Source organism: Flavobacterium praedii, from assembly GCF_026810365.1.
Classification (GTDB): Bacteria; Bacteroidota; Bacteroidia; order Flavobacteriales; family Flavobacteriaceae; genus Flavobacterium; species Flavobacterium praedii.
Map to the genome: position 1 here is coordinate 1,159,455 of NZ_CP113948.1, position 26,980 is coordinate 1,186,434.

Below are 26,980 nucleotides of genomic sequence, written 5' to 3' on the forward strand. Positions count from 1 at the left end.
TTTTCTAAAATTGATTTTATATCTTTAATTTAATAATTAAAATTATTCTTATAAATTTTTAACTTTCTAGGATTTTTCGACATATTATGGAGTTTACAAATAAAAGGCTTAAATTCTTACGTTGGTTCATAATAAACCCCAAGACGACAGGTTTTTTTATTTTTTTAATACTAAGTCTCGGAGTTGCAAATGCAATTCAACAAAGGATTGAAATTATCAAAGAAAATGAGCGTCGAGAAATGCAAACAATTCTAGAAAGGATTGACCAAAATATTGATCAGTGTCTCAAAAGTTCGTACACAACTACTCTTACCCTTGCATTAACTATAAATGACAAAGGTATACCAGATAATTTTGAGACCATAAGTAAGAAACTAATTGAATCCAATGATTGGATTAGTATCGTTCAACTAGTACCAAATGGAGTTATTAAATATATATATCCTCTAAAAGGAAATGAATCTGCTTTAAATCTTAATCTTTTTACTACTCCAACTATTAAAAAAGAAGCCATTCAATCTATCACGAATGGAAGAATGTTTTTTGCTGGTCCTTTGAACTTAAAACAGGGCGGAACTGCAATTATAGGAAGGTTGCCTATTTTTAAAAAAAATAAATTTTGGGGATTTTCTGCTGTTGTTATCAATTTTGATCATTTAGTAAAACAATCAGGAATAAATGCAATTGATACTTCTAAATATAGTTTTCAATTTTCAAAAATAAATCCTAATAATAAAAAAGAAGAATTTTTCTTTCCTTTAACAAATAATACACATAATAAAATTCAAATTTCTTCAACAATCATTGATGGCAATTGGAAAATTTATTTGATTAAAAAGAAGGATCCTAACCATTATTCAATACTAATTTTACCATCAATTTTAGGAATATTACTTTCATTAATGATCGGAGTTTTTACAACCCTTATGTTGAATAGACCAAAACAATTGCAAGAATTGGTAGCTATTCAGTCCGAAAAACTTTTAAATAGCGAAATAAAATTTAAAACTATTTTTGATCAGGCTCCTTTAGGAATTGCTCTTGTAGAAGCTAGCACAGGTAAATACCTTGAGGTAAATAAACAATACTGTAATTTATTAGGTTTTACAGAAAAAGAAATGAAATTTAGAAGTTTTCAATCATTTACACATCCTAAAGATATTGAAATAAGTGAATTGAATTTTAAAAAACTTGCTGAAGAAAAAATCAATGAATATCGCATTAAAAAAAGATACATTGCCAAATCCGGAAAAATTATCTGGGTAAATTTAAATGTATCATCATTAACTAATTTAAAAGTAGAATCAAAAACAAATATTGTTATCGTTGAAGACGTTACATTGCAAAGGCAAAATGTAGAAAATCTTAAAAAAAGTGAAAATCAATTTAAAAGTCTATTCAAAAGTTCTCCAATTCCGTTATGGGAAGTTGATTTTTCACTGATAAAAAATCACCTCAAAAAATTTGATCTTATTGGTAAAGATAAAATTTTTGTCGAAAAATATTTAAAAGAAAATTCAGAAATCGTAAAAGACTGTATTCCTCTAATCAAAATTATAGCGATAAACTACGAATGTTTACAAATGCTTAAGTTAAAATCAAAAGAATCAGTTATTTCTAATTTAGAGCAAATACATAATTCTGAATCTATAAATGATTTTATAAAACAATTGATAGCTGTAACACAAAACAATTATCAATTGGAATATGAGTCTAAAATAAAAAATAGTAACCAAGAGTCCATAGATATTCATTTTAGATGGAATGTAGTTCGTAGATACGAAAAAACTTTCGAACGTATTATTGTTTCTACTGAGGATATTACTACCAGAAAAAGAAACGAAAAAATAATTCTTAATTCTCAACAAAAAATTAAATCTATCATAAATACCATTGATGGAATTGTATGGGAATGTGATATCGAAACCTATACCTTCACTTTTGTTAGTAAAAAAGTAGAACAAATTTTAGGTTATACTTCTGCCGAATGGATAAACGAACCCGATTTTTGGAGAAATCATATTCACCCCGAAGATAGAGAATGCGCTTTGGAATATTGTAAAACTAAAACCAAAGAACTATCAAACCATGATTTTGAATACCGAATGATTTGTAAAGACGGAACTGTCATCTGGATAAGGGATATGGTAAATATAGTATATGAAAACGGCAAAGCTGTTAGCTTGCATGGAATAATGATTGATATTACTAAATCTAAAAAAATTGAAAAAGTATTAAGCAACTCATTCCATTTAGTTTCCAAACAAAACGAAAGGCTTTTAAATTTTTCCTATATTATATCACATAATTTAAGATCACATACTAGTAATATAGCCTCAATTGTATCATTAATACAATCTTCTGAAACTGAACAGGAAAAAGAACAAATGATGCAGTTATTGGTTTCGGTATCCAACCTACTCAATGAAACAATGCTGCATTTAAACGAAGTGATCAATATACGCACCAATGTAAACTTAGTGACTGAGTCTTTAAACTTAAAAGAGTACATTGATAATGTTATGAAAATATTTTCAGAGCAAATAATATCCAAAGAGGTAAAAATATCAAATTTGATCCCTGATGATTTAATGATAAATTACAACCCCGCTTATTTGGAAAGTATTCTTTTTAATTTAATTTCAAACGCAATTCGCTATAGTCATCCAGACAGAAAAATTAGTATTGTTTTGAAATGGGTCATAGCCAATGATAAAAAAATCCTAGAAATATCAGATAATGGTATAGGTATTGACTTAGTAAAATATGGAAGTAAAATTTTTGGAATGTACAAAACTTTTAGCAATGACCCAACCTCAAAAGGTGTTGGATTATTCATTACAAAAAATCAAATAGAAGCAATGGGAGGAACTATTACGGTAGAAAGCAAACTCAATGTAGGGACAACATTTAAAATTGAAATCGTATGAGTCTAAAAACGATATGGGTAATAGATGACGACCCGATTTATCAAATTATTGTGAATAAAATCATCAAAAAGTCAGAGTTATTTGTAAGTGTATCCAGTTTCAAAAACGGGAAAGAAGCCATTTATGCGCTACAAAATGCTATAGAAAATACAGCAGAACTCCCAAATGTAATACTTCTAGATATAAATATGCCCATTATGGACGGCTGGGAATTCATGGAAGAAATGGTACTCCTAAAGCCTCAAATAAAGGTACCGATAAGCATATATATAGTTAGTTCCTCTATTGCTTTAGAAGATAAAAGCAAAGCCAAAAAGTATCCCGAAATTATCGCATATTTATCAAAACCTGTAAACAATAATGATTTGATATTGATTTCAGCAAATAATTAAACAAATTCTCTTTTTATTTCCTCCAAAGTTTTATTGGTAAAAATTAATTCGTCAATAATTTCCTTGCGCAATAAATCAATATCGTCATAATCAAAATACTTGGCCCAAGAAGTCAACTCAAATAAATTCCGAATCTGTTTAATTCTTTTTGCAGTAAAAAAACTCGTTCTTAAAATGGCCTTAGAATCATATTTCGGATTATTTCGATGTTGGTAATTAACAGTTCTCTTTGTGTAATTGGCTTCCAAGTAATATAGTTCATCTTCTGTATTATCAGGATAAAATTCGTTCCAAGCTGCAAAACCTAATTTAAATTTGAATGGGGTTTCAGGTTCCAAAGGTTCCAAGCGCCACTTACTATTGGCTAATCTCCCCCAATGATTAGAATAGCGATACATACCCTCCGTTGTATAATAATATTTACTACCCGATTTACTATCATATTGAACTGGCATTCCAGATATACAATCAGGCAAAATTTCCTGAAAAACACAAAAAGTATTTTTAAATGATTTTGGACTCGGTCTAAATATTTTTTCCATAAATCAAAGGTAAACACAAACTGAGGTAAGTACCAAATCTATTCATAAAACTACTTAATTTTACTATTTTGGGCGTGACCACATTTGCAAAAGGGCCCCAACATACAAACCGCTTATTTGGCCCTTTTGCAAATGCGGTCGGGCTATCACGAGCGCTATGGCGCCTTGTTCTATCCCTCACGCTTTCGCTATCAACTCTATCCTTACACAAAAAACTCAAAGTATTCCGTACACCATTTCAAATTCAAATTCAGTATAAGTTCCTAATAATTGCTTAACTTTGCAGCCAGAATTATTTTAAAATAAAGAGATTATGACCAAAGCATCAGAAGAAAGAATGTTACAAAAAGGCGTTTTTACAGGAATAATGGAGCAAGATGAAAACAACAATTATTTTTGTGGGATCTATCTTTTAGACTTCAAAATGGCTCAAAAACACAATCTTGGGGATTGGATTACCATTAAAAGTATTATCGAAAACCCAAGCGACATCAGCTACAATAAATATCCCAAAAAATCTAAAAACTTCGACAAAGCCAATATGAAGCCTGAACAATAGGCTTTTATATCCCAAGATAAATTATCAAAAATCAAAAAATATTTCTTTTTTTGATTTTTTTTTTGCTCTAAACTGAAAAGTTAAAAAAAAGTGTACCTTTGCAAAAAATTGTCGATTTTCAATGAAATAATTTTTATTGAATAGTAAAAGACAAGTAGTTACAATATTTATGAAAAAAATAGTTGAATTTCGCAAACTGCTTAATGTAGAAAAAACAGTAGAGCTAAAAGAATTAAAAACCATTTATCGCAATGCGATGAAAGATGCACATCCAGATAAATTTCAAGGAGATGATGCAGGTCTAAAAGCTGCCGAAGAAAATAGTAAAAAAATTATTGAAGCGTATCATTTTTTGGTAAGCATCAATCCAGAGACTGTTAAAGCAAACTTACCTGAGTATACAGAAACAATCGCTACATCAACAATAACTGATTATAAATTTGTTGAAGGTCGTTTAATAATTAATTTCTCAAACGGGAGTGTTTACGAGTACATAAGTGTACCTAAAGCAACTTACGTAAAAATGGTAAACGCTGATTCCCCAGGTCGATTCGCAAAAAGACATATACTTAATGCATTCACTTGGAGAAAAACTACTAATCAAGAATAGTTTTTTTTTAAACGCTCAATATGGTATTAAAGCACTCTAAAATAGAGTGCTTTTTTTATTTTATTTTTTGGATAGTTAAAAATATTAGAAAATTTTAATTACAAAATATTGATTTTATTAACGTTTTTTTAACAGGTTTTTTAATAAATTAGCCTACCCAAAGTATATAACTAAAAAACAAAACCATGAATGAATCAGACAACATTTACCGAAAACAATACAAGAATGCACATCGAACGTATGAAAAACTTAAATTAATTCAATCTGAAATAGATTTTAAACTTAAATCAAATCCTGTTTGTTCGCATTTACATAAAGACTTAAGAGAAGTTAATTTGAATATTAAAATAACTTTAAATGAAATTGAACATATTGAATCGCATCTTTTAGAAAACGAAGGATATAAAACCCAACAATAAAACCAAAAAAAAGTCCTTTTTAAATTATTTTTTTTATAACCTATTATTAGGAAAAATATACGGTTTATTTCCTAACGATATCAATATTTTAACCATAAGAATTAATAGGTTTTTAATAACTCTAAATACTAGAAAATTATAACATAAATTTAGCGACTAAAGTTGTTATTAATTTATAATTTTAAATACTTTTGTAACCTTTAAACAATTAACTAATAAAAATGAAAAAAATTATTTTATTTCTTACTACAGCTGTATTACTTACTTCTTGTAACAAAGACAAATACACAATCTCAGGAACTGCGAAAGGATTTGAAAACGGAAAAACAGTTGTTCTAGAAACTCAAGATGACAAAGGGATGTTGATCGCTGTAGATACTGTAAAAATTGAAAACGGAAAGTTCGAAATTAAAGGAAAAATTACTGAACCAGCTTTTCATACTTTACAAATTGAAGGTGCACAAGCAAAAGTTCCTTTCATCTTAGAAAATGGTGATATTGCAATTGTTATAAACAAAGATACAATTCAAAAATCTAAAGTTTCAGGTACTTATAATAATGATGAGTATGTAAAATTTAATGACGAAATCACTAAAATCCAAAAGCCTTTGATGGATTTCCAAACATTAAATATGCAAAAAATGCAAATGGCACAACAAGCTAAAGATACTGCAACTATCAATGGTTTAATGAAACAATACACACAAATTCAAACTGAAATTGGTGCAACTTCAAAAACTAAGTATGTAGACTACGCTAATACACATCCAAAATCTTTTATTAGTGCATTAATTATTCAAGGGATGAGCAGTGATCCAACTGTTGATTCAAAAAAAATTGAAACAATGTACAATACACTTGATGAGGCATTAAAAAACTCTAAACCAGGTAAAGCAATTAAAACAAAATTGGCAGAATTAAAAACACCTTCTGTTTCTTCAGCTTCAGGTACTCCTGCAGCTCCAGTAGCAAAATGAAGGACAGATTTCGCTGCTCCTAATCCGCAAGGAAAAACAATTACTCTAAAAGAGAGTTTAGGAAAAGTGACAATTGTAGATTTTTGGGCATCATGGTGTGGTCCATGCCGAAAAGAAAATCCAAATGTAGTAGCTATTTATTCTGAATTACATGCGAAAGGCCTAAATATAATTGGTGTTTCCCTTGACGAAGATCCTGTAAAATGGAAAAACGCTATTGCAAAAGACAAATTGATCTGGACACAAGTTTCTAATCTTAAAGGCTGGGAAGATCCTATTGCAAAACAATATAAAGTCGAATCCATACCTGCTACTTTTATTCTGGACAAATCCGGAAATGTAGTCGCTCAAGATTTAAGAGGCGACGAATTAAAAGCAAAAATCATAGAATTATTAGGGAAATAATACCTTTTACTTCTAAAAAACAAAAAATCTCCCTAGTGGAGATTTTTTATTTTATTCAATACCAATACATTAAAAATAATAATAAAATAAAGTGCAAAAAAAGTTTGTAAAACTAAAAACTGTCTCTATATTTGCACCCGGATAACGCAATAAGCGTTACCAAATAAGGCTCGGGGAGATACTCAAGCGGCCAACGAGGGCAGACTGTAAATCTGCTGTGTGAACTTCGCAGGTTCGAATCCTGCTCTCCCCACAAAGAACGCTTCAAGAAATTGAAGCGTTTTTTTTATTCAAATTCCCAAAAAAAATCCTATCTCATCAAAAAAATAAAATAGGATTCAATTTGAGAATATTCAGTAATAAAATGAAGCATCTTTAATTTATTCCAATTTAAAACTTACACTAACATTGGCAATAATTTCAATTTCTCCTACTGCCAATGTCTCTCTTGGGGGAGCTGCCGCAGATTCATCCATAGACATTGTTTTCATAGTTGCATATACCGGTTGAGGGTAATATGTTTGTGAATTATCATTTATAGTGATTGCTATTCCGACTTTTTGTCCCAAAACCGAAACATAATCGTCTGCCTTAGTTTTAGCTTCTCTCATGGCCAATTTTCTAGCCTCAGACTGATATTGCGTCAACTTTGAAGATTGAAAAGTAACATTATCTATTCTGTTAATTCCTTGTGTAACTAAACCCTCCATCAATTCATCATATTTAGATAAATCTCTCAAAAGTATTTCTATCGTTTGTGTTGCATTATAAGAGTGTTTCTTTTTTTCATAATCATATTGGGGATTCAATGAAACTCTTTTGGTTTTATAATCGGATGGTGCTAGATTCATACTTTTTAGTAGTTTTAAAACAGCATCCATTTGAATGTCATTTTGTTTTTTGACCTCTTTAGCATTGTTCCCTTTTGTTTCTACAGTTGCTAAAATAACAACCTGATCTGGAACCACCTTTACTTTTCCTTCTCCCATCACGCTTATTTGGGGAATTGGTTTAACCTCTTGGCTATAGGCCAAAACTGTAAACATACAAATAACAAACAAAATTAATTTTTTCATAGTATTGATTTTATATATTGATTTTAATTTTTAAATTTTCCCTGTTTTAGCCATCACAAAAAGAATAACTATTGGTATTGCTAACAAAATGGTCATTAAAGCATGTTCTTGTATTAAATCCGGATTTCTCATTATAGTAATTAAATACCCTCCTATTGCACCTCCAAAATGTGCAGTATGACCAATATTATCATTCTTTGCTCTCATTCCGTAAATGGAATACAATAAATATAAAATTCCGAAAATATAAGCCGGAATTGGAATAATAAAAAACAATCCTAACATCATATCAGGTTGTAACAATATTGCTGAATACAAAACTCCCGTCACTGCTCCAGAAGCGCCAACTGCTCTATAATTATAATCATCTTTATGAAATAACATTGTCAACAAACTTCCAAATATCAAACTTCCAAAATAAATCAATACAAATGAAAATTCCCCCAAGTAGTTAAAAACAACAGGTGCAAAGAAATAGAGTGTCAACATATTAAAAAACAGATGCCCCATGTCAGCATGAAGGAAACCAGATGAAATCAATCTAATTTGCTCTCCAGCACGAATACTGCCAATATGAAATTCATATTTTCTAAAAAAATAAGGATCATTAAATCCTTTATAACTTATCAGTACATTGGCAACAATAATTGCAATTAAAATGGTATTCATAAAAAAATAGGTTTAAAATATTACTGTAAATCTAATTAATATTATAATTCTAAATCCTAATGAACTCACAAACTATCAAACAAAAGTGAATATTTATTTTATCTTTACCGAAAATTTTTGATCAATGCAATATCTTAATTACTTAATTGCCTACCCATTTATTTGGGCAATTTCAATTCTTCCTTTTCGCATACTTTACTTATTTTCAGATTTAACTTATATCATTGTTTATTATTTGATTGGATATCGAAAAAAAACGGTTAAAGAAAATTTAGTTTTAGCATTACCTCATTTAACAGATAGTGAAAGGCTAATTATCGAAAAGAAATTTTATAAACACCTTTGCGATATGTTTCTGGAAATGATTAAAACGATGAACATCTCAAAAGAACAAATTACCAAACGTTTTGTTTTTACCAATTTGGATCTCTATAAGGATTTAGAAAAACAAGGAAAAAGCATCGCCTTAATGGGGGCACATTATGCAAGTTATGAATGGTCACCCGCAATTAATTTTTATTCTGATTTTCAAGTTTATCCCATATACAAACAAATTAAGAACCCTTATTTCGAAAAGTTAGTTCATAGGATTAGATCTATATTTAATGTAACCCTAATTACTACCAAAAAAACGATTCCAACTATTATAGAAAATAATCAGAAAAATAAAAAAGGCCTTTATTTATTTGGTAGTGACCAGACACCAAAAATCAATTCCGCTCAACATTGGACAAGTTTTATGGGGGTAGAAGTACCAGTTCATACTGGAGCCGAAATGCTTGCTAAGAGATATGATATGAATGTACTTTTCTTGAAAACTAAAAAAGTAAAACGAGGATATTATGAAGCTTCTTTCGAAATACTTTCTCAAAATGCTGTAGAAACCCCAAATTATCAAATCACAGATCATTTCATAAAATTAGTAGAACAACAAATTTATGAAGCACCAGAATATTATTTATGGACACATAAACGTTGGAAACATAGAAAAGATCAAAAATAAAGCATACTATAATTTTCCTTAAAAGTTAAAACTTTTGATCAAACAAAATTATTTAATATATATTTACAGAAATTATATTTAATGCAATATATCCTATATTTACTTGTATACCCTATTTTATGGAGTATTTCAATTTTACCCTTTCCAATACTTTATCTTTTATCTGATTTTGTTTTTGTAATTGTATATCGAATAATTGGTTATCGAAAAAAAGTCGTAAGAGAAAATATGTCTTTGGCATTAACCCATTTATCCTATGAAGAACGACTGATTATCGAAGAAAAATTCTATCGTCATTTATGTGATATGTTTTTGGAAATGATCAAAACAATGACCATTTCTAAAGATGAAATTTGCAAAAGATATGTTTTTAATAATTATGAAGTATATGCCGAACTTGAAAAACAAGATAAAAGCGTTGCAATTATGTGCGCACATTATGCAAGCTACGAATGGGTAGTTTCTATGAATTATTACACTAAATTTCAAGGTTATGGTATTTATAAAAAAATCAAAAATCCTTATTTTGATAAATTAGTACATTCTATTCGGTCCAAATATAATGCCTCATTAATAACAACCAAAGAAACAATTCCCACAATCATAACCAATCACAGAAATAAAAAACTCTCTGTTTATGGCTTTGCCAGTGATCAATCACCAAAGGAAGGAGCTGCACATCATTGGGCAAAATTTATGGGAATAGAGGTCCCAGTTCATACCGGTGCCGAAATGTTGTCCAAAAAATACAACATGAATATAGTTTTTCTTAAAACTAAAAAAGTAAAAAGAGGTTTTTATCAAGCCACTATTGAAGTACTGACTGAAAATGCTAATCTAGTTCCTAATTATGAAATTACGGATCAGTTTCTTAAACTCGTAGAAAAGCAAATTATAGAAGCACCTGAATTTTATTTATGGACCCACAAGCGATGGAAACACAAAAGATAACAACTTAAAATTAAGTGCTTTACAGATTTTATTTTAAATCAAGAATCACCTATTTTATTCAAGAAAAAGATTATTTATTTATATTTGTAAAAATTTTAAATAAATGCAATACTTCATATATTTATTAGTTTATCCTATAATTTGGTTAATTTCAATTTTACCGTTTCGATTACTATATATATTTTCTGATATTGTTTATTTTCTCGTATATCGAATTGTAAAATATCGTAAAAAAACAGTAAAGGAAAACCTAGCCTTAGCCTTACCTCATTTATCAGACGAAGAACGCATTATTATTGAAAAAAAATTTTATCACCACATGTGTGATGTGTTTTTGGAGATGATAAAAACTTTAAATATCTCAAAAAATGAAATTTGTAAAAGATTTGTATTCAAAAACATTGAAGTTTATAAAGAATTAGAAAAGCAAGGCAAAAGTATCGCTATTGTTTGCTCTCATTACGCTAATTATGAATGGATTATATCTTTGAATTATTATTCAGAATTTTCATCATATGGGATTTACAAACAATTAAAAAACCCCTATTTTGACAAATTGGTTCATAAAATACGTTCCAGATTTAATGCTAAATTAGTCACAACTAAAAAAACAATTCCTACCATAATCGAAAACAGTAAGAATAATATATTGTCTGTATATGGTTTTGCTTGCGATCAAACACCTCATATTAAATCTGCTTTTCATTGGGAAAAATTTATGGGTATTGAAGTTCCTGTGCATACTGGAGCCGAAATGTTGTCCAAAAGATATAATATGAATTTGGTTTATCTTAATACTAAAAAAATAAAACGTGGTTATTACGAAGCCACTTTAGAAACTATTTCTACTAATCCAAAAGAAGCTCCGAATTATCAACTTACTGATCAATATTTAAAACTTTTAGAAAAACAGATTTATGAAGAACCTGAATATTATTTATGGACACATAGAAGATGGAAATACCGACGTTGATTTTTTTAAAATACGTGTAAATTTTAGTTTTTTATAAAGTTGAAAAAATAAAAACTCACCCTTTTAGAGAATAAAACTTTAAAATGAGTGAGTTTTTTTAATTGTCTGTTATTGATTTATAATTTTTGAAACGTAGATTTTTTATAAAGTAAACCAATCTTGAACTAATGAATCTTCAACAGCAATAGCATTTTTATGAATAAACTCGTTGGTTTCTTTATTATAATTGTAGTCTAAAGCCCAATTTTTATGATTTTCGACTAAAGATTTGATACTATTGCATACATATTCTATTTCATTGGTTGTCGTTGTAGGATGAATAGACATTCTAATCCAGCCAGGTTTTCGGATCAAATCTCCCAAACTAATTTCGTCAATTAATTTATTGGAAGCTTCCTGATCTACGTGTAATAAAAAATGGCCGTAAGTCCCAGCACAACTGCAGCCACCACGAGTTTGAATTCCGAATTTATCATTCAATAATTTCACGCCTAAATTAAAATGTAAATCTTCAACAAAAAATGAAATTACACCCAATCGATTATGATGTTGTCCAGCAAGAATTTTTAGATTAGAAATATTTCCTAAGGAGTCAAAAACATACTCCACAATTTCCTGTTCGCGTTTTAGAATATTATCAATTCCCATTTGCTCTTTCAATTGAATAGCCAATGCTATTTTGATAACTTGAAGAAATCCAGGTGTTCCACCATCTTCACGATCTTCAATATTGTCAATGTATTTGTGCTCTCCCCAAGGATTTGTCCATGAAACTGTACCTCCACCTGGACAATCAGGAACCATATTATGGTATAATTTTTTATTAAAAACCAATACACCAGATGTTCCTGGTCCCCCCAAAAATTTATGGGGCGAAAAGAAAATGGCATCCAAATAGGAATCGGAATCTTCGGGATGCATATCAATTTTAACATAAGGCCCAGAACAAGCAAAATCAACAAAGCAAACACCATTGTGTTGATGCATTAACTTAGCAGCTTGATGATAAGGTGTTTTTAAACCTGTTACATTAGAACAAGATGTAATAGAAGCTATTTTATAGGTTCTTTCTTTGTGTTTTTCTAGTAAAATGGAAAGATTTTCTAAACTAAAAAGACCATCTTCACAAGATGGAATTACTTCTACATCAGCAATTGTTTCAAGCCACGAAGTTTGATTGGAGTGATGTTCCATGTGTGAAATAAAAACAATTGGCTTTTTCTCCGCTGGAATATTGATAAAATCCTTTAGGTTTTCGGGAACCTTTAAACCCAATATTCGTTGAAATTTATTGACTACACCTGTCATTCCGGTTCCATCTGTAATTAAAACATCATCTAAATTGGCATTTACATGTTTTTTGATAATGTGACGGGCATGGTGATAGGATTTTGTCATTGCAGTTCCAGAAACAGTAGTTTCAGTATGGGTATTGGCAACAAAAGGTCCAAAGTCATTAATTAGTTTTTCTTCTATTGGTCGATACAAACGACCACTAGCAGTCCAATCCGTATATATTATTTTTTGCTGACCATAAGGGGATTCAAACTCTTGATCAATTCCTATTATATTTTTACGAAATTGTTGAAAATATTGTTCTAATTGTGATTGAACTTTAATTGTACTCATTGCATTTTTAATTTGGGACCAAATATATTGCTTTTTGTTTTAACTGAAAATTTTCTAATCTTTTCATTTTTTTAAGAATATATTTTTATGAAATTATTTTATAAAAATTAATAACTTCATCAATGCTTTTAACATTAATATTTAGTCACATAAGTATCTTTTGTATTTAAATACATATTAGTACAAATTCCATTTTCCATTTCTAATTCGAATCGTCCACCGGCATATATTTTAGACTTACTAGCATGTGGTGAACCCCAACTCCAATATAATTCAAGATCACAAATTCCGTTCTTACAATTAATTGGCAAAGTGTATTTACTGGCTATTGGAAATAATTTTGTTACAGTTGTTGCTCCTCCTTCGCAAGTTATTTTTGCCGTTACATCACTTATTAATTGTACATGATTATTTTCTTTTGACAATTCCCTTTTAATTTCTTGAGAATTAATTTCATCATTATGTATTGCAGTTTTAGCATCAATTTCTTTTATAATCACAAAAGGCTTATGTAGTCTCTTTTCTGATGAATTTGTGATTGCATTGTCTTTTGTGCTACCAGTATTTATATAATCAACAGTGCAACTCCCATCCGCACATTTTAATATAATATTGCAATAAACTTGCTTCAAATTGTCTTGAGGTGCTTTGTTGTTTTGAATATTACTTCTGCTTTTGCCAATTTTGGTAGCATTTATTTCAGAATTTTGGGCATTTATAAAATTTGTAAAACTTCCAAAAACAGTTAAAAACGTTATTTTAAAAAATATATTTTTCATAATTAGCATTGTGTTTATTTAGATTATTCTTTGAGTATTTTGTTTTATAGATCATAATTTATATTTAAATGAACCCTAAAGTTACGATATTAATAATTGTTTTTACCATCAAAATATCAATTTAATTAGTTAATTATTGAATGCTTCTTTTGACATACATTGAACTTCATTTCTTTATTTAAAATAGTTTACAAGACTAAAATTTTATTAAATAATTTGGCTTCGCAATGAAATAATACCAATTTGAAATTCAAAATAGTTTATTTTGATTTTCCTCGGTGCAACCCTATTGTAACAAAAAGGAAATTGAATTGAATTATTATATAATTATAAATTCAATGTGGATTCTTTGCACAAACTATACATGAAAAAGCAAACGAATATTTCTTTTATTTTATATAAAAAAATATATTTGCATTCAGTTAAATTCGGGATGTAGCGCAGCCAGGTAGCGTACTAGCATGGGGTGCTAGGGGTCGCTGGTTCGAATCCAGTCATCCCGACAAAGCATAAAAAAACCGACAATTACGTCGGTTTTTTATTTTTTATATTCCAGCTACAGCTTTTATTTCATCAATAATTCGCAAGGCCAAATCATCTGCCAGTTTCTGACTAGATGCTTCGGTATAAATTCGAATAATAGGTTCCGTATTCGATTTTCTTAAATGAACCCAATTATCTGCAAAATCGATCTTCACACCATCAATGGTAGTAATGTCTTCATTTTTATATTTTTCAGTCAAAGCGACAAGAATTGCATCAACATCAATTTGTGGTGTTAACTCGATTTTGTTTTTGCTCATATAATATTCAGGATACGAAGCGCGTAAAGCCGAAACAGACATTTTTTTGTTGGCCAAATGAGTCAAAAACAAAGCCACACCTACCATACTATCACGACCATAATGTGACTCTGGGTAAATGATTCCGCCATTTCCTTCACCACCAATGATTGCGTTGTTCTTTTTCATCAACTCTACTACATTTACTTCACCAACAGCGCTAGCCTCGTAAGTACCGTTATGTTTGTTGGTCACATCACGCAATGCACGAGAAGAGGACATATTGGAAACTGTATTTCCTGGCGTTTTACTCAAAACATAATCAGCACAAGCAACCAAAGTGTATTCTTCACCAAACATTTCACCGTCTTCACAAATAAAAGCCAAACGATCTACATCTGGGTCAACAACTACACCTAAATGCGCTTTTTCTTTAACTACCAACTCTGAAATATCAGTTAAGTGTTCTTTCAAAGGTTCTGGATTGTGAGGAAAATGTCCGTTGGGTTCACAGTATAATTTTACCACTTCAACACCCATTAATTCTAATAATTTTGGAATAATAATCCCTCCTGATGAATTAACACCATCAACGACTACTTTAAATTTAGCCGCTTTTACTGCTTCAACATCTACTAAAGGTAAGTTCAAAACTTCGTCAATATGAATGTCCATATAGGCGTCATTTTGAGTAATTTCACCCAAATTATCAACATCTGTAAAATCAAAAGCTTCATCTTCGGCAATTTGAAGAATTTTTTCTCCTTCAGCACCATTCAAAAACTCTCCTTTTTCATTCAATAACTTCAGTGCATTCCATTGTTTTGGATTGTGAGAAGCTGTTAGAATAATTCCACCATCGGCTTTTTCCAAAGGAACGGCAACCTCTACAGTTGGAGTTGTTGATAGCCCCAAGTCAATCACATTAATACCTAATCCTATTAATGTATTGATTACCAAATTATGAATCATTGGTCCCGAAATACGAGCATCACGGCCTACAACAACGGTTAACTTATCTTTTTTAGAATAATTCTTTAGCCAAGTTCCATACGCTGAAGCAAATTTTACAGCATCAACAGGGGTTAAATTATCCCCTACTTTCCCTCCTATTGTTCCTCGAATACCGGATATTGATTTTATTAAAGTCATTTTTTAAAATTAATGGTTATTTTAATACAAATATAAAAAAGTTGCGGGGTTTCTGAGGTGCTGAGACGCTAAGTTTTATAAAAATAGGTTCTTGAATTCTTGAGTTTCTGATAATAATAAGAATCATTCCTTAACTCTGATGTTTTATTTTATGAAATAAACAGTAAAAAAGTTTATACATTTACGAATGTAAACTTAGAAGCTCAGCATCTAAGAAACTTAGTAACTTAATAAAAATGAACTTCCTTGCACACATTTATTTATCTGGTGATAACGATTTGATAAAAATCGGAAACTTTATGGCGGATGGAATAAGGGGAAAACATTTTGAAAAATATCCTCTAGAAATCCAAAAAGGAATTGTTTTACATCGCTTTATTGATACTTATACCGATGCACATCCTGTTTTTAGAGAAAGTACCAAACGTTTGCATCAAAATTATCATCATTATTCAGGCGTAATTGTAGATGTTTTTTATGATCATTTTTTGGCCAAAAATTGGAGTAATTTTTCAGGTGAATCCTTAGTAGACTTCACTGAAAATTTTTATCAATCTTTACGTGATAATTATAATATTTTATCCGAAAGAACCAAGGGCATGATGCCTTATATGATTGAATACAATTGGTTAGTAAGTTACCAAACCGTTGAGGGAATCAGTAGAATTTTGACACAAATGGATAGTAGAACTAAAAACGAGTCGAAAATGCGGTTTTCTCCAAATGAACTTGTTGCATATTATTCCGAATTTGAACAAGAATTCACAACTTTTTTCGAAGATTTAAGAATTGAATCCAAACTAAAATTAATAACGTTATGAAAAAAAGTATTCTTCTTTTTTTAATCAGCATAAGTTTAAACTGTTTTGCTCAAAAGGTGATTAATAGCAGGAATGGACTCGTTGTTGACAAAGCAATGGTGGTTTCAGCGCGAGAAGAAGCTTCTAAAATTGGAACAGAAATTATGCAAAAAGGAGGAAATGCTTTCGATGCCATGGTAGCCACCGAATTGGCTTTGGCAGTTGCCTATCCGTACGCAGGAAATCTTGGTGGTGGCGGTTTTATGGTATTTCGAAAAGCCAATGGAGATATTGGCTCACTAGACTATAGAGAAAAAGCACCTTTGGCCGCTACCAAAAATATGTTTCAAGATAAAGACGGAAATGTTATTAAAGGAAAAAGTACCGAAACGGCTCTTGCAATTGGTATTCCCGGAACCATTGCTGGAATTTTTGCCGTTCATGATAAATATGGTTCAATGTCAATGAATGAAATTTTGAGACCCGTTATTGCATTGGCCGAAAAAGGGGTTGTTGTTACCCGAAGACAAGAAAAAAGGCTGAATGATTACAGAGAATCTATTATTAAAGCAAATGGAGTAAATACCAAATTTGCCACTGTTTACAAAGAAAAGGACACCATTAAATATCCTGTTTTGGCCCAAACATTAAAAAGGATTGCTAAAAATGGTCGAAATGAATTTTACAAAGGACAAACCGCCAAAACTTTAGTAAAATACCTTCAAGGAAAAGGTTCAATTATAACTATGAAAGATTTGGCAAAATATGAGGCTAAATGGAGAACTCCTCTTTCTTTTAAGTATAAAGATTTGAAAGTGATTTCGATGTCCCCACCAAGCAGTGGCGGTATTTGTCTGGCACAGATTTTTAAAATGATTGAGCCTTATGACTTATCCAAGATGGGGCACAATTCGGATGAATCCATTCAACTTATTGTAGAAGCCGAACGCAGAGCCTATGCGGATAGAAGTTATTTTCTAGGCGATCCTGATTTTGTAAAAATACCGTTAAAAGCTTTGATGGCTGATGATTATTTAAAAGAAAGAATGTCAAGTTTTAATGTAAGTAAGGCAACTTTATCCTCTGAAATTAAAGAAGGGACAGTTAACTATAATGAAAGTACAGAGACAACCCACTACTCTATTGTTGATCCTTTTGGGAATGCAATTGCAGCAACTACAACTCTAAATGATGGATATGGTTCCAAGTATTATTGTGACGAATTGGGCTTTTTTCTAAACAATGAAATGGACGACTTTAGTTCTAAACCCGGCGAACCCAATATGTTTGGATTAGTAGGAAATGAAGCCAACAGTATAGCTCCGCAAAAAAGAATGCTGAGTTCAATGACTCCCACAATAGTCGAAAAAAAAGGAAAATTGTTTATGATTGTGGGATCACCTGGAGGATCAACTATTATAACTTCTGTTTTACAAACTATTCTCAATGTATACGAATTCAATTTAGGAATGCAGGAAGCGGTAAATGCTTCTAGATTCCATCACCAATGGCTACCGGATGTGATTACATTTGAGCCAAACACATTTGATACGAATACTTTTGAAAAATTAAAAGGCAAAGGATACATCATCAACGAAAAAACGACTCCTGTAATCGGAAAAGTTGATGCTATTTTAGTGCTGCCTGATGGAAAAATAGAAGGAGGTGCCGATTTTAGAGGTGATGATAAAGCCGTTGGATTCTAGTCATTGGATTGTATAAAGGACTGCAATTTTATACATTGTTTGATTATAAAATTGTATTATATTCTTGACTTTGCACAATAAACTCTTTATTTCTTTGTGCTAAAAATATTTCATCCTATGAGGTAAAAAAAGTCATTTTTATATTATAAAAAAACTTTTCTGTTTAACTGAAAACTGCAAACATTTAGTAAACAGTTATTTAATTAAAATTAAATTCTTTTTTTCAATTAAAACAAAATAGCTTTTATTTAGTGGGTTTTCTTTTATTAAATTTGCTTTTAAAAATGGAATAAAATGTCTGAAAATCAATCTTCAAAAGATAATAATGCAAGTACTTCTCAAAACAACAATAAAGCTAGAAATAAAAAAATTGCTTTACTAATTGGCGGATTATTTGTCCTTGGTTTAATAATCATCCCAAGGGTTTGGGCAAAATTTCATAAAAAAGAAATTGTATGTCTCAATAATCAAACTGCCATTTATGAAAAATACAAAGATGCTGTTGTTTTAGTTAAACACACCTATGCATTGCAGATTTCAATAAAGGGTTCTGAACCTTTTCAAATTACAGTCGATGACAGTTCATTAGCAGAAAAAACAATTTCTGGAACTGGTTTTTTTGTTTCGGAAGATGGAAAAATAGTAACCAATCATCATGTTGCAGAACCATGGAAATATACTGAAAACAAATTAGAGGATTTTAGTGAATTAAAAAATCACATTTCAGCAGTTCTACCTGATTCTATTGATAAAAAAGACTATAAAACGTATCTCGAATCTCATTGGAATGATTATTATGAAAATGAAGGTGAGGAAGATTATTCTGAAGAAGATGCTCCTGTAGCAACAACTACACCAGTTGCCAATGTGGACTCTTCAAGTGTAAACACGGAAGTAAATGACTTAATATCTGATAATCAATCAGAAGAAAAAGCAATCACAAGCCAAATTACCTATACAAAACTTGAAGATGTAGAGATTGTTCCTAAAACAGTTGAAATAAGTGTGGCATTACATGGTTCTAAAGATGATTGGTTGCAATGTAAAGTCCTAAAAATTGCTGATGGTGATGAAGTTGATGTAGCAATTTTACAACTTTCAAGCGAAACCTTACCTGCTTCTGTATCCGATATTGTCGATTTGGATAATGCCGTAAAAGATGATGCTTCATTAAAACCTGGCACCAATGCTATTTTAATTGGTTACCCAATGGGATTACAACTGGCCAATACCCGTAGAGGAATTAAAGTTCAAGTTTATGAAGGTCAAATCAATAAAGAGTCTGATGGTGTAAGTATTCAATATAATGTTACCTCTACACATGGAGCTAGTGGTTCACCTGTTTTTAATGAATGTGGACAACTTATTGCTATCAATTATGCTGGATATGACGAGGCGCAAGGATATAATTTTGGAATTGTTGCAAAACACGCCATGTCTTTGATGCAATAACTACACTTTTTCAAAACAACTTTAAACAAAACAACTTAGTATACCGTTAACCCAATTTCAGAATTAAACTTTATTTCGAAGCTACATTATGCAATAAAAAATTACTGCCCGTGTACTATTTATATAAATGCAAGACGTTTGTCTTTACTATTTAAAAATAATACAAAGTGCCATGTTTTGAATATGATTCCGGACATTGTAGTCTTCTCTTGCAAATCTTAGAATAAAAAATAGCTATAGATTTAAACGGTATTTTATTTACAAAAAATAATATTTTTCAAAAGATTATACTTTTTTAGGTAATCATAAAAATAAAAATACTAATTTCATTAGTGAATTTATTTTTCATAATAATTAAATTCTAATTTTTTAAACCAACACAATGTACTCCAATATAAAAAGATTATTCGATATTCCTGTCTATCAAAAAAACAACAAGGCCTTACTTCATGCTTTCAATACAAAAGAAAATGGAGTTTGGCAAAGAGAATCTACAATCTCTTTTTTAGAAAAAGCACAAATATTGAGTAAAGCATTATTAGAAATTGGAGTACAAAAAGATGATAAAATAGCGATAGTAACACATTTAAATTGCACACAATGGCATCTTGTGGATATAGCCGTTCAACAGGTAGGTGCTGTATTGGTACCCATCTATCCTACTGTTTCAAATGCCGATTTTGAATATATTCTAAATCATGCCGAGGTTAAATTTTGTTTTGTATCTGATGTGGAATTATTAGATAAAATTGAAGAAATTAAAGGTTTAGTTCCTTCTCTTCAGGAAATTTTTGGTTTTAAAAAATTCAAAAATTGTAGAAATTTAGCAGTTTTACATCAAATAGGTAAAATTAGCACTCGTGACTCTGAGCTAGAAAATATAAAAAACTCAATTCAAACGGAAGATTTAGTAACCATTATATATACTTCTGGAACAACTGGAAAGCCAAAAGGAGTAATGCTATCACATCGTAATTTGATTTCAAATATTATCTATATTTCGGATTGCATGCCCAAAAATGTAAAAAGAGCATTGAGCTTTCTACCTATTTGTCATGTTTTTGAACGAATGGGATTGTATCGTTTTCAATTGGATTCAGTCGAAATTTATTTTGCCGAATCAATTGATAAAATAGGAGAAAATGCTCAAGATATAAAGCCCGAAATAATGACAGTTGTTCCTAGAATGATTGAGAAAATTTATGACAAAATCCTTTCTAAAGCGAATGAATTAGGAAAAATAAAAAGATTAATTTTTGACTGGTCATTGCATATAGCCAATCAATATGAGCCATTTGAAGAAAAATCATTTTGGTATAATTTTAAATTAAAGATCGCTAGGAAACTTATTTTCCAAAGATGGAAAGATGCTCTTGGTGGAGAAATCAAAGCTTTAATTTGCGGAAGCGCACCATTACAAACCAAATTAATTAAAATATTTGATGCTGCTGAGATTCCTATTTTAGAAGGATACGGAATGACCGAAACGGCTCCAATTATTTCTGGACCGCAATGGAAAAAAGGAGAATATAAAGTAGGATCTGTTGGTAAACCATTAAAGAATATGGAATTACGAATAGCAGATGATGGTGAAATTTTAGTTAAAGGGGAAAATGTAATGATGGGATATTACAAAGAAATAGAATTAACTGCGGAAAACTTTACTGCAGATGGTTTTTTTAAAACTGGAGATATCGGACATTTAGATAGTGAAGGATTCCTGAAAATTACCGATAGAAAAAAAGAAATGTTCAAAACCTCAGGAGGTAAATATGTTGCACCACAAGTTATTGAAAACAAATTAAAAGCATCCAACTTTATTGAAGAAGCTATTGTAGTTGGTGCTGGTGAAAAAATGCCATGCGCTTTAATTGTTCCCGATTTTGATTTTATCAGATCATGGATTATCACAAAAAAATATAACACTATTGACGTTTCTTCTTTTCAAAGCATTGTTGAAAACAAAATTATAAAAGACAGAATTAATGAAGAAATAGAATTAGTAAATTCTAATTTAGGGAATTGGGAACAAATAAAAAAACATACTTTATTACCTGTAGTTTGGTCCATTGATACTGGTGAATTGACACCAACTTTAAAATTAAAAAGGACTGTTATTATGGAAAAGTACAAAGCAATTTATGAAAAATTGTATGGTCGCTAATTGAAATTAATATTTAGAATTCTTATTACTTTTTTTAATAATTTTATAAAAATCAATTTTTGTGTAAAACAATCTTCAAAAAATAAATGTTTAAAAAATATATTTCAAAAATAGAGAACATTATTGCTTTATCACAATCGTTATTAACACCGAAGCAATTTATATTTTTATCCAGTGTTTTAGTTGGAATTTCATCTGCTTTGGCAGTAATTATTCTAAAAACTTTTGCGCACTGGGTTTTTAGATTTGCCACTTATGTCACTATTCATACAAACTTTCTTAAAGTTGGTTTTTTAAAAATAATGTTGCCAATTATTGGGATAATGCTGACTGTATTTGTTGTAAAACGGTTTTTGGGAGGAACTATAGAAAAAGGAACATCACAAATCTTATATGCTGTAGCCAAAAAAGCAAGTATTATCCCAAGAAAACAAATGTATGCTCAAATTGTTACTAGTTCGCTTACAGTTGGTTTAGGAGGTTCAGCGGGACTTGAAAGTCCCATAGTTATTACTGGAGCTGCATTTGGTTCTAATTATGCTCAAAAATACAAATTACATTATAAAGACCGAACCTTACTCATCGGTTGTGGTGTAGCCGCTGGGATAGCGGCAGCTTTTAACGCACCAATAGCAGGAGTACTTTTTGCCGTTGAAGTTTTATTGGTAGATGTCAGTATTTCAGCGTTTACACCAATTATGATTGCTGCTGCAACAGGAGCTTTGGTATCGGCAATCGCTCTAGACGAATCCATATTATTAAATTTTACCAGTCGTCAAACTTTTAATTATCACAACACCCCCTACTACATACTTCTCGGCTTGTTTACAGGATTTGTTGCTGTATTTTACGCGCGTAATTTTCAAAGGACAGAACATTTTTTTAGTCACATTCGATTTTCAGCCTACAAGAAAGCTCTTTTTGGCGCATCCATATTAGCACTTTTAATTTTTATTTTTCCAACACTTTTTGGTGAAGGATACGAAAGCATCCGATCATTATCTGAAAGTGACCCTGGTGAATTACTTGAAAACACCCTTTTTAGAGGATTTAGAAATAACAGTTGGGCATTATTAGCATTTGTTGGATGTTCATTTTTGTTAAAAGCCTTTGCAACTGGAATAACGTTGGGAAGTGGCGGTAATGGAGGGAATTTTGCTCCTTCCCTATTTTTAGGTTCTTACGTTGGTTTTTTCTTTTCTAAACTATTGAATTTAACTGGTTTAACCAATTTACCCATTAGTAACTTTACCATGGTTGGTATGGCGGGTATTTTGAGTGGATTGTTTCACGCACCACTAACGGCCATTTTCTTAATTGCCGAAATTACAGGAGGTTACGGATTGATGATTCCCTTAATGATAGTATCGTCCATAAGTTTTGCCATTTCAAAACGATTTGAAGTACATTCGCTGGACGTTAAGGGATTAGCCAAAAAAGGACATGCTTTTACGAGCAATAAAGACGCCAATGTACTATCGACTTTAGACACAAACGCCATTATACATAGAGATTATCTAACCATATCACCCGATGAAAATCTTGAGAAATTAGTAGATTTAATATCGCATTCCAATCAAGTTATTTTCCCTGTAGTTTCAAAAGAGAATAAACTATTAGGAATCGTGCATTTTAATGATGTTCGGGAAATTATTTTCAATTCGTATCGTGTAAAATATACTTTGGTGAAAGAAATTATGGTGCAACCTACTGCCGTTATTTACCCTTTCAATAATATGGAAGTAGTTATGAATAAATTCGAATCCTCAAGAAAAGCCTATCTTCCTGTTATTAGTGACGATACATATTATGGTTTTATATCCAAATCCGAAGCTCTGGAAGCCTATAGAACCAAGTTAAAATCGATGACAATAGAATAATTTGGGCGTGACCCTGTTGTGTACATGGGCTAATATTCGTGCCGCTTATAGGCCCATGTACACAACAGCGTCGGGCTATCACGAGCGCTATGGCGCCTTGCTCTATCCCTCACACATACCTAAGACCTTTACAACAAACAAAACGATTTTCTTTATTTCAAGAACATAGAAATCGTCAATCTTAAATCAAAACACAACCCTGTTTTTTAACACAATCTTCCATACTGTTCTATCAAAAGTAGTAATCAAAATGGTAACTTTGCTTTTTTGCAAAAATTATGCTAGATACAAACAATACGATTGAAGTTCAAGGTGCCCGAGTACACAATCTAAAAAATATAGACGTTTCCATTCCGAGAGAAAAACTGGTAGTTATTACGGGGCTTTCGGGCTCTGGAAAATCTTCATTGGCATTTGACACCATTTATGCCGAAGGGCAACGTCGTTATGTAGAAACATTTTCGGCTTATGCCAGGCAATTTCTTGGTGGATTAGAACGCCCCGATGTCGACAAAATTGACGGCCTTTCCCCTGTTATCGCTATCGAACAAAAAACAACCAGCAAAAGTCCACGTTCTACAGTAGGAACGATTACCGAAATTTATGATTTCCTGCGTTTGCTTTATGCCCGTGGTGCCGATGCCTATAGCTACAATACGGGAGAAAAAATGGTTTCCTACTCGGATGATCAGATTAAAGATTTAATTATTCAGGATTTTACAGGGAAAAGAATAAACATACTTGCTCCGGTTATTCGTGCCAGAAAAGGACATTATGCGGAACTTTTTCAGCAAATAACCAAACAAGGCTTCCTCAAAGTTCGTATAAATGGCGAAATCAGGGAAATTACAACAGGAATGAAACTCGATCGCTACAAAACCCATGATATAGAAATTGTAGTTGATCGTATCGAGGTAACTCCTTCTTCGGGGGCGGGGGGGCCTGAGGAAAAACGATTGTCCGAAAGTATAAATACAGCCATGCATCACGGCGAAAATGTATTGATGGTTTTAGACCAAGATACCAATGAAGTACGCTATTTCAGTCGGAATTTGATGTGCCCAAGTACTGGAATATCCTATCAAAATCCGGAACCGAATTTATTTTCATTCAATTCGCCAAAAGGTGCCTGCGAGCACTGCAACGGATTAGGAACTGTCAATCAAATTAATGTTGACAAAATTATTCCAAACCCTAAATTATCCATCAAAGCTGGTGGTTTTGCACCTTTGGGCGAATACAAATCATCTTGGATCTTCAAACAATTGGAAATTATTGGAGAAAAATATGGTTTTAAACTGACTGATGCCATCGAAAAAATTCCTGCAGAAGCAATGGAAATGATTTTGAACGGCGGGAAAGAAAAATTCACCATCAATTCTGAAGTTTTAGGAGTTGCCAGAGATTATAAAATTGACTTTGAAGGGATTTCCCATTTTATAAAAAATCAACACGACGAAAGTGGTTCAACAACAATAAAACGATGGGCAGCAGCATTTATGGATGAAGTAAAATGTCCTATTTGCGAAGGTTCCCGTTTGAAAAAAGAAGCCAATTACTTTAGAATCTACGAAAAAAGCATATCCGAATTGTGTGATATGGATATTTCGGATTTAACGGTTTGGTTTTTGGAATTAGACCAACATTTATCCGATAAGCAAAAACGAATTGCAACCGAAGTAATCAAGGAAATCAAAGATCGATTGGCATTTTTGATGAACGTAGGTTTGGATTATTTGGCTTTGAGTCGAAGTTCCAAATCGCTTTCAGGCGGTGAGGCACAACGCATACGATTGGCGACACAAATTGGGTCACAGTTGGTCGGCGTTTTGTACATTTTGGATGAACCAAGTATAGGTTTGCACCAAAGAGACAACGACAAATTGATTCATTCCTTGGAACAATTGCGCGACATCGGGAACTCTGTAATTGTGGTAGAACATGATAAAGACATGATCGAAAGAGCCGATTATGTAATTGATATCGGACCCAAAGCAGGGAAATTTGGAGGAGAAATCATTAGTATTGGAACTCCTGCCGAAACATTGGCATCGGATACGATAACAGCTCAGTATTTGAATGGAAAAATGAAGCTGGAAATACCTACAAAACGTCGTGAAGGAAATGGTAAATTTCTAAAGTTATTAGGCGCAACGGGAAATAACCTAAAAAATGTGACGATTGATTTACCGTTGGGCAAAATGATTTGTGTGACTGGCGTTTCTGGAAGCGGAAAATCGACTTTGATCAATGAAACCCTCTACCCTATTTTGAACGCCTATTATTTTAATGGCGTAAAAATTCCGAAACCGTATAAAAAAATTGAAGGTTTAGAACATATCGACAAAGTGATTGATATTGACCAAAGTCCGATTGGACGAACACCGCGTTCGAATCCTGCTACGTACACTGAGGTTTTTACCGAAATCCGTAATTTATTCACAATGACCCCCGAGAGTATGATTCGAGGATACAAAGCAGGTCGTTTTAGTTTTAATGTCAAAGGCGGGCGTTGCGAAACTTGTGAAGGTTCTGGAGTTCGAACCATAGAAATGAATTTTTTGCCCGATGTGTATGTAGAATGTGAAACCTGCCAAGGTAAACGTTTTAACAGAGAAACATTGGAGATTCGCTATAAAGGGAAATCCATTTCGGATGTATTGAATATGACTGTTGATGAGGCAGTTCCGTTCTTTGAAATGATTCCGAAGATTTACAGAAAAGTAAAAACGATTCAGGATGTTGGTTTGGGTTATATTACACTTGGACAACAAAGCACTACACTTTCTGGTGGTGAAGCACAACGCATCAAACTAGCAGGAGAATTATCCAAGAAAGATACTGGAAACACGTTTTATATTCTGGACGAACCAACAACAGGTTTGCATTTTGAAGACATACGAGTGTTGATGGATGTGATCAACAAATTGGTAGACAAAGGAAATACCATCTTGATCATCGAGCACAATATGGACGTTATCAAACTAGCCGATTATATTATTGACATCGGTCCCGAAGGCGGAAAAGGTGGCGGACAGCTTGTAGCCAAAGGAACACCTGAAGAAATTATAAAAAATAAAAAAAGCTATACAGCGCAGTTTTTGAAAAAAGAGTTAGCTTAGTGTTTAGC

21 protein-coding genes, 2 tRNA genes and 1 pseudogene are annotated in these 26,980 nt (G+C 31.6%); 18 read left to right on the plus strand and 6 right to left on the minus strand.

All coding sequences use genetic code 11. The annotated features are described in order from the left end of the window. The first annotated feature begins 239 nt into the window (after positions 1–239). A complete protein-coding gene (locus OYT91_RS05000) occupies positions 240–2,930 on the plus strand; it encodes a PAS domain S-box protein (RefSeq protein ID WP_281239760.1) in 2,691 nt (896 codons plus the stop codon). Continuing rightward, positions 2,927–3,322, plus strand: coding sequence for a response regulator (locus tag OYT91_RS05005; RefSeq protein ID WP_281239761.1), 396 nt, complete (start codon positions 2,927–2,929; stop codon positions 3,320–3,322). Before OYT91_RS05000 ends, OYT91_RS05005 begins: the two co-directional genes overlap by 4 nt. On the opposite strand, the gene OYT91_RS05010 is transcribed toward OYT91_RS05005, so the two are convergent. Beyond that, a complete protein-coding gene (locus OYT91_RS05010) occupies positions 3,319–3,864 on the minus strand; it encodes a hypothetical protein (protein WP_281239762.1) in 546 nt (181 codons plus the stop codon). The two genes, OYT91_RS05005 and OYT91_RS05010, sit on opposite strands and share 4 nt — an antisense overlap. A gap of 313 nt (positions 3,865–4,177) precedes the next feature. On the opposite strand from OYT91_RS05010, the gene OYT91_RS05015 reads away from it, so the two are divergent. From OYT91_RS05015 to OYT91_RS05040, 6 genes and pseudogenes are all read left to right on the plus strand, one after another. Further along, positions 4,178–4,423 carry a hypothetical protein gene (locus OYT91_RS05015; protein WP_269222774.1) on the plus strand — a complete coding sequence of 82 codons (246 nt, stop codon included), beginning with the start codon at positions 4,178–4,180 and terminating at the stop codon, positions 4,421–4,423. 169 nt (positions 4,424–4,592) lie between these two features. Then, positions 4,593–5,033 (plus strand): KTSC domain-containing protein, encoded by a 441-nt coding sequence (locus OYT91_RS05020; RefSeq protein WP_269222773.1) that lies wholly within the window; start codon positions 4,593–4,595, stop codon positions 5,031–5,033. 185 nt (positions 5,034–5,218) lie between these two features. After that, positions 5,219–5,452, plus strand: coding sequence for a hypothetical protein (locus OYT91_RS05025; RefSeq protein ID WP_269222772.1), 234 nt, complete (start codon positions 5,219–5,221; stop codon positions 5,450–5,452). Between the two features lie 221 nt (positions 5,453–5,673). Then, a complete protein-coding gene (locus tag OYT91_RS05030; RefSeq protein ID WP_281239763.1) occupies positions 5,674–6,429 on the plus strand; it encodes a DUF4369 domain-containing protein in 756 nt (251 codons plus the stop codon). A gap of 18 nt (positions 6,430–6,447) precedes the next feature. Continuing rightward, a pseudogene (locus OYT91_RS05035) lies at positions 6,448–6,834 on the plus strand (TlpA family protein disulfide reductase); the annotation flags it as partial. A 172-nt stretch (positions 6,835–7,006) separates the two neighbouring features. Next, positions 7,007–7,087 (plus strand) — tRNA-Tyr (locus OYT91_RS05040). A 127-nt stretch (positions 7,088–7,214) separates the two neighbouring features. On the opposite strand, the gene OYT91_RS05045 is transcribed toward OYT91_RS05040, so the two are convergent. Both OYT91_RS05045 and OYT91_RS05050 read right to left on the minus strand, forming a co-directional pair. Then, positions 7,215–7,910: an SIMPL domain-containing protein gene (locus OYT91_RS05045; RefSeq protein WP_281239764.1), complete on the minus strand. Its 696-nt coding sequence runs from the start codon at positions 7,908–7,910 to the stop codon at positions 7,215–7,217. Between the two features lie 30 nt (positions 7,911–7,940). Beyond that, positions 7,941–8,579, minus strand: coding sequence for a rhomboid family intramembrane serine protease (locus OYT91_RS05050; protein WP_281239765.1), 639 nt, complete (start codon positions 8,577–8,579; stop codon positions 7,941–7,943). Between the two features lie 124 nt (positions 8,580–8,703). Between OYT91_RS05050 and OYT91_RS05055 the strand changes: the two genes are divergently transcribed. The 3 genes from OYT91_RS05055 to OYT91_RS05065 all read left to right on the plus strand — a co-directional run bounded on the left by OYT91_RS05055 (position 8,704) and on the right by OYT91_RS05065 (position 11,506). After that, entirely contained in the window at positions 8,704–9,582 is an 879-nt protein-coding gene (locus tag OYT91_RS05055; RefSeq protein WP_281239766.1) for a lysophospholipid acyltransferase family protein, read from the plus strand. Positions 9,583–9,663: 81 nt separating this feature from the next. After that, positions 9,664–10,533: a lysophospholipid acyltransferase family protein gene (locus tag OYT91_RS05060; RefSeq protein ID WP_281239767.1), complete on the plus strand. Its 870-nt coding sequence runs from the start codon at positions 9,664–9,666 to the stop codon at positions 10,531–10,533. 103 nt (positions 10,534–10,636) lie between these two features. Next, on the plus strand, positions 10,637–11,506 hold the full coding sequence (locus tag OYT91_RS05065; RefSeq protein ID WP_281239768.1) for a lysophospholipid acyltransferase family protein: 870 nt from the start codon (positions 10,637–10,639) through the stop codon (positions 11,504–11,506). 141 nt (positions 11,507–11,647) lie between these two features. On the opposite strand, the gene OYT91_RS05070 is transcribed toward OYT91_RS05065, so the two are convergent. Together OYT91_RS05070 and OYT91_RS05075 are read right to left on the minus strand one after the other, a co-directional pair. Next, on the minus strand, positions 11,648–13,135 hold the full coding sequence (locus OYT91_RS05070; protein WP_281239769.1) for an aminotransferase class V-fold PLP-dependent enzyme: 1,488 nt from the start codon (positions 13,133–13,135) through the stop codon (positions 11,648–11,650). A gap of 134 nt (positions 13,136–13,269) precedes the next feature. Continuing rightward, entirely contained in the window at positions 13,270–13,914 is a 645-nt protein-coding gene (locus tag OYT91_RS05075) for a hypothetical protein (RefSeq protein ID WP_281239770.1), read from the minus strand. Between the two features lie 429 nt (positions 13,915–14,343). Here OYT91_RS05075 and OYT91_RS05080 point away from each other — a divergent pair. Continuing rightward, a tRNA-Pro gene (locus OYT91_RS05080) sits at positions 14,344–14,417 on the plus strand. 42 nt (positions 14,418–14,459) lie between these two features. On the opposite strand, the gene glmM is transcribed toward OYT91_RS05080, so the two are convergent. After that, positions 14,460–15,848 (minus strand): phosphoglucosamine mutase, encoded by a 1,389-nt coding sequence (gene glmM / locus OYT91_RS05085; protein WP_281239771.1) that lies wholly within the window; start codon positions 15,846–15,848, stop codon positions 14,460–14,462. Positions 15,849–16,084: 236 nt separating this feature from the next. On the opposite strand from glmM, the gene OYT91_RS05090 reads away from it, so the two are divergent. The 6 genes from OYT91_RS05090 to uvrA all read left to right on the plus strand — a co-directional run bounded on the left by OYT91_RS05090 (position 16,085) and on the right by uvrA (position 26,972). Then, the gene (locus OYT91_RS05090) at positions 16,085–16,669 is read left to right on the plus strand and encodes an acyl carrier protein phosphodiesterase (RefSeq protein WP_281239772.1); all 585 of its coding nucleotides are present in this window, start codon (positions 16,085–16,087) and stop codon (positions 16,667–16,669) included. Beyond that, entirely contained in the window at positions 16,666–18,354 is a 1,689-nt protein-coding gene (gene ggt, locus OYT91_RS05095; protein ID WP_281239773.1) for a gamma-glutamyltransferase, read from the plus strand. The genes OYT91_RS05090 and ggt overlap by 4 nt, the downstream gene beginning before the upstream one ends. A gap of 294 nt (positions 18,355–18,648) precedes the next feature. After that, on the plus strand, positions 18,649–19,806 hold the full coding sequence (locus OYT91_RS05100; RefSeq protein WP_281239774.1) for a S1 family peptidase: 1,158 nt from the start codon (positions 18,649–18,651) through the stop codon (positions 19,804–19,806). A gap of 382 nt (positions 19,807–20,188) precedes the next feature. Then, entirely contained in the window at positions 20,189–21,970 is a 1,782-nt protein-coding gene (locus OYT91_RS05105) for an AMP-dependent synthetase/ligase (RefSeq protein WP_281239775.1), read from the plus strand. An 86-nt stretch (positions 21,971–22,056) separates the two neighbouring features. Next, on the plus strand, positions 22,057–23,850 hold the full coding sequence (locus OYT91_RS05110) for a chloride channel protein (RefSeq protein WP_281239776.1): 1,794 nt from the start codon (positions 22,057–22,059) through the stop codon (positions 23,848–23,850). Between the two features lie 278 nt (positions 23,851–24,128). Beyond that, positions 24,129–26,972, plus strand: coding sequence for an excinuclease ABC subunit UvrA (gene uvrA, locus OYT91_RS05115; RefSeq protein ID WP_281239777.1), 2,844 nt, complete (start codon positions 24,129–24,131; stop codon positions 26,970–26,972). Positions 26,973–26,980 lie beyond the last annotated feature (8 nt).